The sequence below is a fragment of the Pedobacter miscanthi genome (assembly GCF_032678605.1).
Classification (GTDB): Bacteria; Bacteroidota; Bacteroidia; order Sphingobacteriales; family Sphingobacteriaceae; genus Pedobacter; species Pedobacter miscanthi_A.
On the sequence record NZ_JAVTSU010000044.1, the window covers coordinates 1 to 9,093 of the forward strand.

Below are 9,093 nucleotides of genomic sequence, written 5' to 3' on the forward strand. Positions count from 1 at the left end.
GGGATTCGTGCGGAAATGTCTACAAGCAGAAACTGCGAACCAGAGCGGTGGAATGCAAAAGCGGGAAAAGTCATCGGCACAAAGGAAGATGTTAAAACTTTGAATGCCTATTTGGAAAATATGAAAGCGGAGGTTTATGCAGCCCATAGCCAACTAAACGCGGACGGAGCTGCAATAACCGCGGATAGTGTTAAATGCAAATTCTTAGGCAAAGCCGAAAAAACACACACCATTATGAAGGCCATTATAATCCATAACACAAACATGGCGGCACTCGTAGAAAAAGAAGATTATGCGGAAGGCACTTTGAGACGGTTTAAAGTGCTTGAAAAGCACGTCAAAGAATATCTTTTATTCAAATACCAAACAAGTGACCTCAACATCAGGAATATAGACCATGAGTTTATTGACGGTTTTGATTTCTATCTGCATACCTCAAAGGATAATGATACCAATACAGCCAGTAAGCACCTTAAAAATCTAGGAAAGATTGTCCGTATATGCCTTAGAAACAAATGGATTATCACCGACCCGTTCTTTGGCTATAAGTTGAAATCAAAGCTTGTACAAAGGGAATACCTTACTGCGGATGAACTGAAAAACATTGCGGGCAAAAAACACAGCACCGCAAGACTATCACAGGTTCGGGACTTCTTCCTGTTCAGCTGTTATACGGGGCTGTCCTATGCAGATGTGCAAAAACTCAAACAAACCGACATACGTATAGGTATTGATGGGGAAAAGTGGCTGTTCAGCTATCGCAAAAAAACTGGTACGCCTGTAGCCGTCCCGCTTATTCCCATAGCCGCTGATATTTTGGAAAGGTATAAGGATCATCCTTTTTGTGTCAATCACAACAGGGCGTTGCCGGTTTCCAGCAATCAAAAAATGAACGAGTATTTGGTGGAAATTGCCGCCCTGTCGGGCATCACCAAGACACTAGGCAACAGGATTGCCAAGCGCACTTTTGCCACTACAGTTACCCTGCTGAACGGTGTACCTATAGAAAGCGTATCAAAAATGATGGGTCATACCAATATCCGCACCACCCAACTTTATGCAAAAATGTTGGATGAAAGAGTTGCCAGCGATATGGCACCATTAAGAGAAATGTTTGCTGTTATATAATATAAATAATGCACACCCAAAACTATGGTTCGGGTGTGCATTCGTCACTATGTATGAATGCAAAGGAAAGGAATGCCGTTCAAAGCTGCAATAGCATTTCCGAAGTTGCAGGAAACCGACCGCCACCACTCCGTAAAGGCTAAGAGCGAGAACAGCGGGCGGATATTTGAGCGACGGGGTTTCGCAGCCCGCACCGAGCGTGGGGATAAGTTTATGTGTACCATACCATTGGAATTAATTAATTTTAACAAATGCCAAATCCAAATAATAACAGGAAACAAGAGAGCCAATATATTATAAGATCATTAAGGAAAACCTTGAAGTTATCCTTCTAGTAACTAATCGTTACTGCCATTTCGGTATGTACTCCAAATAATTGCGTCTTGTGCATTGGCACTTAATCCAAAAGAAAGAACTTCTGATAGATAAGAGAGCTATTTTTTTTAATTTCACAATTTATATTTAATTAGCAATATTATGGTTATTTTGAACTACTGATAATTTAGACTTCGCGAATAAGTTTTAATCTTGGCATTTTAAGTGATGAACGTAAGAAAGACAAACATTAATCTGGTGCAAGTTGCAAGGTAATCCAATTGGATCCTTTAAAATTCAATTAATAAGTAAAGTCCGAGCAAATTAAAAATTTCAAAAAACGATCAAAAAAGTAAAAATGATTAACAGAAATGGATGATAAAGTAAACGAACTTGACGAAATACTCTCCACCAGTTTCATAGAACTAGGATTTAACTCTACATTTTGCGAATTAAGTGAAAGGATGGGTTATAGAACATTGAAGGATGTTTGTTCAATCTCACCAGCGGAGCTAATCAATAAAAAAGAATTTACATATACATGGCTAGGACAATTAGCTGATTATATGGATAAGAAGGGTATATTACACTTGCTTCAAAACCCATTCAAATCGAGTTAATTTTCTCGTCTAGAAAATAGTTTTACTACCATTTAGATGCCAGTACGTTCATCCAGTTCTTTAAGAAACTGTGGTGTATGCAGCAAAATTTCTTATCGTTTCGTGGACATCACATACCAACTAAGGATGTATAGGCAACATACCCACCAAAGCCTATTGAACACGCGATTGTCAAGGCAAGAGTTTTATTTTGCTTTCAAATTGCCGCTACGCGAACTTGTTTACGAAATTATGTGCACCGCTAAGAAGTTGTATTTTACTTTCAAATGAATTGAAACATTATAAGTTACGAAAACCCGTATGAAAAAATTAGTGAGTGTTAAATGTAACCTCACCCTACGGCTGTACAAGCAGCCTCCAATAATTAATATATTTTCATACAACCTTTTAATAGTTTGCAATCTGAAATTTACAAAGTGGTCAATCAGCATCTTGCCATACGCGTGCAATTTTGCATCCCACACAGCTTTTCCCTAACGCTGATAATCTACCAAAGTTTTCACTTTCCGCTTAATGACAAGGGCCACCTGGAACTGTAGTTTGCTTGTAAATTGCGGCTACACGAACTTGTTTACGAAATTATGTGCACCGCTAAGAGATTGTATTTTGCATTCAAATGGATTAAAACATTATAGTTTACCAAACCTCAAATGAAACAATTATTGAGTGTTAATCTAACTACACCCTACGGTTGTACAAGCGGCCTCTAACAATTAATATATTTCCAAAGAACTTTTAATACGTTGCACCCGGCTATATAGTTCAATTTTGTGTTCTAAATGGCGTTTTCCCCTGATGCTGACATCTATATACTTTTGCTATTACGCTTACTGCCATGAACCTCTAGAAACTTGTATTTTGCTTTTAAATTGGGACGCACTAACTTTGTGTACCGTCAAGAAATTGTACTTTGTTTTTAAAATGAATTGAAACATTATACCTTACGATGCCAAAATCCATTTCAAACAATTAGTGAGTGTTAATATAACCTCACCCTACGGCTTTACAAGCACCCTCTAATATTAATTTATTTTCAAAGAACTTCAAATACTGTTATTTTACACAGCCGTCAATCAGTATCCGGACTGTATACGTGCAATCTGTATTCTATATATAGCGTTTTTCTTGATGACGATATAAAACACTATTGTCTTTTAGGCTTCTTCCATGTTCCGCCAGAAATTGTACTTTGTTTTTAAAATGAATTGAAACATTATACCTTAGGATGCCAAAATCCATATCAAACAATTAGTGAGTGTAATATAACCTCACCCTACGGCTCAGTACAAGCAGCCTCTAATAATTAATATATTTTCAAATAACCTTTAATACCGCTATTTAAAAGCGCAATTTGTATTCTTGATAGCGTTTTCCGTGATGCTAATAATCTACAACACTTCTTCCTCTATGTGTACCGTCAAGAACATTGTATTTGCTTTCAAGTGACTTGAAAGATCATAAGCTTACGATTGATAAAAACCTATATGAAACAATTAGTGAGTGTTAATCAAACCTCACCCTACGGCTGTACAAGCAGCCTCAAATATTAATTTATTTTCAAAGAACTTTTAATACCGTTATTTATTCAACGATCATTTGAATTCCTGCTTTTGCAGCTTTATAACCAATTTTTTCTTTTAATCTGTAATAACTCCAATTTTTTAGCAGGAAGGGATCATCTTTAGCTATTTCTTCTTTTTGCTCTTGGTTAATAAGTAACAAAGTTGCAGCCTGATATTTTAGACAGAAGTCAATCAGCATCCGGCTATATACATGCAATTTGTATTCTACATAGCGTTTTTCCTGATGCTGATAATCTACCAGACTTTTCCTTTTACGTTTACTGCCATGACCTCCACGATTGAATTTAACAGCTTTTTGTACCCGATACATTGCAGCTTGTATAGCTAATCGGCGATGCAAAAACTCCTCCTTTGTACCAATCGTCTGCTCATATTTCCCTATTTTAACAGTAACAGGGTGTTCTATGGACAGCGAAGCTTCTGCAATAATAGAGGTATCTAGGGTATGCTGTTCTTTATCTACCTGAATGGCTGCCAGTAGAAATATCTTCCCCTTATCCAATTGGATACTGCTGACGCAAAGCTTTAAAGTTCCGTTCATAATATTTTCAAGCATTATTTTTTTATCGCTCTTGTCTTTTCCTAAATATGTTCTAAACGGAATTTTAAAAAGTTTAAAAGAAAAATTCCTTTTGTCCGGAGTATAGGCAAACTTGGAGATTACACTAGCTTCAAAGGGCATAGGGATATTTTTTTTATAGTTCCTTAGCGATTTTTCGCCTTTCCAATAAGCTGACTTTTCTTTGTTAAAATAAGAAATAAGGGTATTGTTGAGGTTGCTTAGGATATTGGTTGGTATCTGTCCTTTAAAGTGATTGGAAAGCAACCGATAAGTGGTGTTTTGGCGAGAGGACTTTAAAATGCCGTTTTCTTCTTTTTTTTCATCGGCGATTTTGAGCTTGATGTCTTCTGTTAGATAAAAAAAATCCTTCACCTGCTCCTGAACAAAGTGATGGCTCATTATCATATTTGCGGATCGATAAGTAATCCATTGCCAGTTGTAAAGCTGATCCTTCATCTTTTTAACTTGCTCTTTGTCCTCAGAATCAATCAGTAACTGAATTTTTCGCGTGATTACCATTTTATTACTTTCCATAACCTTACAGTTTTACTTTCTTGATTTTGGTACATGCCCCTACAAATACTTTCTTGATATATCCCTGATCCAGATTCAAGGCAGAAGAAATCTCCTCGAAACTGTATTGGAGTTGATAGCGCATATGGAGGATTGAAGATTGCTCTTCATTTAAATCCCCTTCAAACCTGAACTTATTATTTTTTCCAACGATCTCAAGCTTTTGACTATTTGTGAAAATGGCCTTAAGGGATTCAAGTGTTTTTTCCACTTTTCTTGAAACATGATAGTCAGAAATTCCGCCTATATGCCACGCAATTCGGTCATAGTTGAAGGAGTATTTTAAGCATAACCGGACAATTAATTGTTGATCTTGAGTGAGTTTGGGGATCAACGTTTCTAACTTAGTCCACTTTTCCTTCAGATCCTTTTCAAGTTCTTCCTGATAGAGTACCTCCGTGTCCTCTTCAATTTCAGGATCATATCCGAAAATAAAGTCATCATAATTTTCGATTTCATCAAGTCTTAGCAGATTCCGCTGGAACCTCTTATTAGACGCTCTATAATATGCCTTGCAGGCCTGAGTTGTAAGCTTCTTAATAAACGGCTCAATATGATCCGGATCATCGATACTTTTTCTTAGCAGCCATAGCCTTAGAAAAGCTTCATTAACTATGCAGTCAGCGTTCATATCATCCTTGATGTATCTAAAGCTATAGAAGTATAGAGAGTAGTATAATCGTTTATAGAAAAACTCTAGCCCTTTCTCATCACCTTCTTTGAACCTGGCGAAGTTTATATCTTGATTTTGCTTCGGAAGGAACGTTTTCATGGCTCTTTTATAATTATTATTCATGGTAGAGAATCTTATAGTGTATTAAAGAAGAGAGTAGCATTTTTAATGTTTTAAGCCAAATCGGCCTCTCTCTATGATCATTCAGGTTGTACGTTAGTATTTATATTAGATAGTTGAGCTTTTACAGTTTTAACTTTGCGATTTTTAGAAATCATGTCTTCATTATTCAAGGCTTTGGGTTTACGTTTTATGCTAATTTCCAATGTTTAATTACCGTAACCCACCAAAATGTGCGGTATTTTACCAAATAGCAGGTGTATAATACTCGCAGTAATTTTTTATATTTGTTTTATGGAGTCCAAAGAGCAATTTAAAAAGACACATTTAGGCAGAAAGATCAGCCGTATTAGGGAAATACGTGGTATAAAGCAAGATTATCTTGCGAACGAACTTGGAGTAAGCCAACAGACTATATCTAAGATAGAGCAGAGCGAAGAGGTGGAAGATTCAACATTAGAAAAAATCGCTGCTATTTTAGGCGTTACAGCTGAAGGGATAAAAAACTTTACAGAAGAAGGTATTGTCAACTATTTTAATACTTTCAATGATGAAGTTACCCACTCTTTTAATTCTTACCAGGGATGTACATTTAATCCCCTTGATAAATTGATGGATGTTGTTGAGGAAAATAAAAGTCTTTATGAGCGGTTGCTAGCAAGTGAGCGTGAAAAGATAGAATTATTGAAAGGTAAAAGCACCGAAAAGTAAAATATTTTTATAGTCTTTTTATACAAAATGCCTCGGAATTAGTTCTGAGGCATTTTTTCTATAAATAAGTTATCCCGCATAAGCGTTGATACTTAGAGCCTTTATGATGTAAAAATTTAGTCAGGATGGTTATTTAGTAACAGTTTTGCCACTATTTATTTTATTTATTGAATGGCAAATTATTTCATATCGTCCCCTATATTCGCACCTCTTACATTTATCATTTACATAAATAAACTCAATCTTTCCTTTTTAGCGAATGCAGCCGCTTCCTAGCTTGCTTAGCCTCTTCTGCCGTTTCTCTGGCAATTTCTTCCGCATAGGCTTTTTCCAACGCTTCGGCTTCCAGCTTGATGGTGTTATCTTCCATCGCCTTAGGATTACGCCTGTAGGTGGTGACTGCCCAATGTCCCCATCTTGCAGTTGTCTGCCTGATCGCACGAAATTTGATGTCATTGGCACTCATGCGGTTGTTTTCATGTTTCAGATACAAAGCTGTTCCTGTCGCTAAGGCGGTGATTAGGAAACAGGCCGCTACACCAATGATGAGTTTTTTTGACCATGCCCCGAAATGGTGGTGGTGTTCGTTTTTTACGGTGATGATCTTGGGCATGGTACCCACGAGGTGTTCTACCTGATCAATCTGCTGGCTGATCTTCTGATCGTCATAACGCTTGTTGGATTTTTCTATCTGGCCAGAGATGTTAGCTAAAGTCTCTTTATACTGTTCTAAAAACGACTTTAAAAATTCTGGCAGTTCGCTTTCTATGACTTCCATACGCTTAACTAAGCCCAGAATAAGCTCTTCGGCCATTGTTACTTTTTCTTCTAATTCGTCTTGTTCCATAACATTAAATTTTGTTGGTGGATAGTTTGTTTATTTATCTGGTTACTCCCTGGGATTGCTCAGTCTGGTGTTTCTTTCGTTTCCTGCGGGCTATTTCTGCGTCTCCGACCGGGTCAGGTGCCGATGGCACGAACTCCGGGCTAAGTAGTATATTCAATAGGTTTTCAACTGCACCAGACACATTCGGACTATGCCCATGCTCGGCATGAATGTCATGTCGGATGGCCTCCCGCAACTGCAGCGCCAGTGAGGGCTGGTGTGCCTCCCTTGCGGCATGGTAGGCCTGTACCTGCTGGTTGCGGTTTAGCTGTGCATCCATACGGGAAAAGCTCAAATTCCGGTCAATGGCGGAACCTTTCATTTTCAGTTCACCCTTTTCAAAGGAAATACCCTGCACTTCTTTGGTGCCGCTTTTGAACTTATAGGTCATACCAATACCCCGTAAGGTCAGCTTCGCTTCCAACTCTTTCCAGTTATTGGAAGTTTTCATAGCCGCCTTGATGGCATCATACAGTTCATACCTGATCTTTTCCTTGCCATTTAAAGCCTGCCTGTTGACATGCTCTTTGCCCTTGCCCCAATGGTAACCGTATTTTAAGGTAAGCTCCCTGCAGGCTTTGATATTGCGTGCGTAATTATTCTTATCGGTGATCGTAGCCCCCTTGTTATCGACCCGGTTATAAACTACGTGTAGATGGGGGTTCAATCTATCATGGTGACGTACCACCACATACTGCGTATCCCGGATACCCATCTTCTGCATATACTCTTTGGCATGTTCCAGCATAACCGAATCGGTCAGTTTGGGCAGGTCTTCCTTACTCCAACTTAAGACCAGATGCCCGACCGCCTTGCCCAGTTCCGGCCTCATTTTGCGTTGCAGGTTAAAATCATTGGTCAGCGTGGTTGCGTTCTGCATCCTTAGACCCTCGGCAAAAAGGATCTTCGCTTCGGGCTTGTCCACGACGTAGCGGACACAGCCCCCGAAGCTTCTTCCTGTGATCGGTTTACCGATCATGGCTGCTGATCTTAGTTAACAGTTCTTCGATCTGCCTAACCAGTGCTTGGCATTTTAAAGCCAGCGTAGGCAAGCCTTCCACGTGGGCAAGGTGGGTCAACTGGTTGAGGTTATTGGCCATCCCTGATAGCATCCTGAACCATCCGCTTTCCTCTGGGGTAAAGCGGGGAAAAACCCTTGCACTTTTTGCCGCCTTGCGGAACCATTCACTAGGTTTCAGCCCCGCATTTTTTGCCCGTTGCCCGATCAGTTGTTTTTCCGTCGGGGTTAACCGGATCATCAGCAGGTCACTACGGCTGATCGTTTTTTTTGGTCTGCCGGGTACTCTTTTCTTCTTTATTTCACTACCAGTTGTCGCTGTTTTCATGAGCTCCTTTCCTTTCCAAATCTTCTATAGATACTTTCTTAATTCCTTTTTTTAACCGACCAACGGGAGCGAGTCCGGTGCATCCCTTTAGGGTGAATCCGGGTTTTTGTATAGCAAAAACATTAACTCGCTCCCTATAAAGCGCATAAGTTTGACGTGCTAAAAGCTTCGGCAAACCTTAGCGGTCTCCATGCCCTGATAGCTCCTATAAGGAACGTCAGGGCGCAAACTTCGCCGGGATTTCCCGGTACCTTTTTCAGCCCGCCTGCCCGGATTAACCGGGCGGCCAGTAGACTAGGCTGCCCCTGATCGGATGGTAGGATGGCTGGTAGCGGATGTAGCCAAATGCATCTAATTCTTTAATGCATTTATGGTATGTGGCAACCGATGCGATCCGGCTATAGGCCATCAGCTTTTTGCGGGTAACGGCAAAAGGACTGGTAAATCTGCCATGCTGCCAACAGACAAATAGTGCGGTAAACAGGCTGAAATGTGTGGCCAGTATCCGGCTGTCTGCACCCATGCGCCTGACCAGTTTGCTGTAGTCCGCCGCTTTGTTTTCCATGCTTGTGTCTG

The 9,093-nt window shown here is 39.6% G+C and carries 9 protein-coding genes; 3 read left to right on the forward strand and 6 right to left on the reverse strand.

Annotation, left to right across the window (positions count from 1 at the left end; genetic code table 11):
* On the forward strand, positions 1 to 1,128 hold a 1,128-nt coding region (locus tag R2R28_RS28800; protein ID WP_316829118.1), incomplete at its 5' end, for a site-specific integrase.
* A 686-nt stretch (positions 1,129 to 1,814) separates the two neighbouring features.
* Positions 1,815 to 2,063 carry a hypothetical protein gene (locus tag R2R28_RS28805; protein WP_316829119.1) on the forward strand — a complete coding sequence of 83 codons (249 nt, stop codon included), beginning with the start codon at positions 1,815 to 1,817 and terminating at the stop codon, positions 2,061 to 2,063.
* 1,581 nt (positions 2,064 to 3,644) lie between these two features.
* Here the strand turns inward: R2R28_RS28805 and R2R28_RS28810 are convergent.
* Both R2R28_RS28810 and R2R28_RS28815 read right to left on the reverse strand, forming a co-directional pair.
* Positions 3,645 to 4,742, reverse strand: a complete 1,098-nt coding sequence (locus R2R28_RS28810) for a hypothetical protein (protein WP_316829120.1) — start codon at positions 4,740 to 4,742, stop codon at positions 3,645 to 3,647.
* 4 nt (positions 4,743 to 4,746) lie between these two features.
* Positions 4,747 to 5,577: a sigma-70 family RNA polymerase sigma factor gene (locus R2R28_RS28815; RefSeq protein WP_316829121.1), complete on the reverse strand. Its 831-nt coding sequence runs from the start codon at positions 5,575 to 5,577 to the stop codon at positions 4,747 to 4,749.
* Between the two features lie 291 nt (positions 5,578 to 5,868).
* On the opposite strand from R2R28_RS28815, the gene R2R28_RS28820 reads away from it, so the two are divergent.
* Positions 5,869 to 6,285 carry a helix-turn-helix transcriptional regulator gene (locus R2R28_RS28820; protein WP_316829122.1) on the forward strand — a complete coding sequence of 139 codons (417 nt, stop codon included), beginning with the start codon at positions 5,869 to 5,871 and terminating at the stop codon, positions 6,283 to 6,285.
* 238 nt (positions 6,286 to 6,523) lie between these two features.
* Here R2R28_RS28820 and R2R28_RS28825 read toward each other — a convergent pair whose 3' ends face one another.
* From R2R28_RS28825 to R2R28_RS28840, 4 genes are all read right to left on the reverse strand, one after another.
* Positions 6,524 to 7,132: a hypothetical protein gene (locus tag R2R28_RS28825; RefSeq protein ID WP_316829123.1), complete on the reverse strand. Its 609-nt coding sequence runs from the start codon at positions 7,130 to 7,132 to the stop codon at positions 6,524 to 6,526.
* 34 nt (positions 7,133 to 7,166) lie between these two features.
* Positions 7,167 to 8,150, reverse strand: coding sequence for a relaxase/mobilization nuclease domain-containing protein (locus R2R28_RS28830; protein WP_316829124.1), 984 nt, complete (start codon positions 8,148 to 8,150; stop codon positions 7,167 to 7,169).
* Positions 8,140 to 8,517, reverse strand: a complete 378-nt coding sequence (locus R2R28_RS28835) for a MobC family plasmid mobilization relaxosome protein (protein ID WP_316829125.1) — start codon at positions 8,515 to 8,517, stop codon at positions 8,140 to 8,142. Before R2R28_RS28835 ends, R2R28_RS28830 begins: the two co-directional genes overlap by 11 nt.
* A 274-nt stretch (positions 8,518 to 8,791) precedes the next feature.
* Positions 8,792 to 9,082, reverse strand: a complete 291-nt coding sequence (locus tag R2R28_RS28840; RefSeq protein ID WP_316829126.1) for a hypothetical protein — start codon at positions 9,080 to 9,082, stop codon at positions 8,792 to 8,794.
* Positions 9,083 to 9,093 lie beyond the last annotated feature (11 nt).

Coding starts and splice junctions, on each gene's coding strand:
- R2R28_RS28825 (WP_316829123.1), bottom strand. CDS start 7,132: ATGGAACAAGACGAATTAGAAGAAAAAGTAACAATGGCCGAAGAGCTT.
- R2R28_RS28830 (WP_316829124.1), bottom strand. CDS start 8,150: ATGATCGGTAAACCGATCACAGGAAGAAGCTTCGGGGGCTGTGTCCGC.
- R2R28_RS28805 (WP_316829119.1), top strand. CDS start 1,815: ATGGATGATAAAGTAAACGAACTTGACGAAATACTCTCCACCAGTTTC.
- R2R28_RS28820 (WP_316829122.1), top strand. CDS start 5,869: ATGGAGTCCAAAGAGCAATTTAAAAAGACACATTTAGGCAGAAAGATC.
- R2R28_RS28815 (WP_316829121.1), bottom strand. CDS start 5,577: ATGAATAATAATTATAAAAGAGCCATGAAAACGTTCCTTCCGAAGCAA.
- R2R28_RS28810 (WP_316829120.1), bottom strand. CDS start 4,742: ATGGAAAGTAATAAAATGGTAATCACGCGAAAAATTCAGTTACTGATT.
- R2R28_RS28835 (WP_316829125.1), bottom strand. CDS start 8,517: ATGAAAACAGCGACAACTGGTAGTGAAATAAAGAAGAAAAGAGTACCC.
- R2R28_RS28840 (WP_316829126.1), bottom strand. CDS start 9,082: ATGGAAAACAAAGCGGCGGACTACAGCAAACTGGTCAGGCGCATGGGT.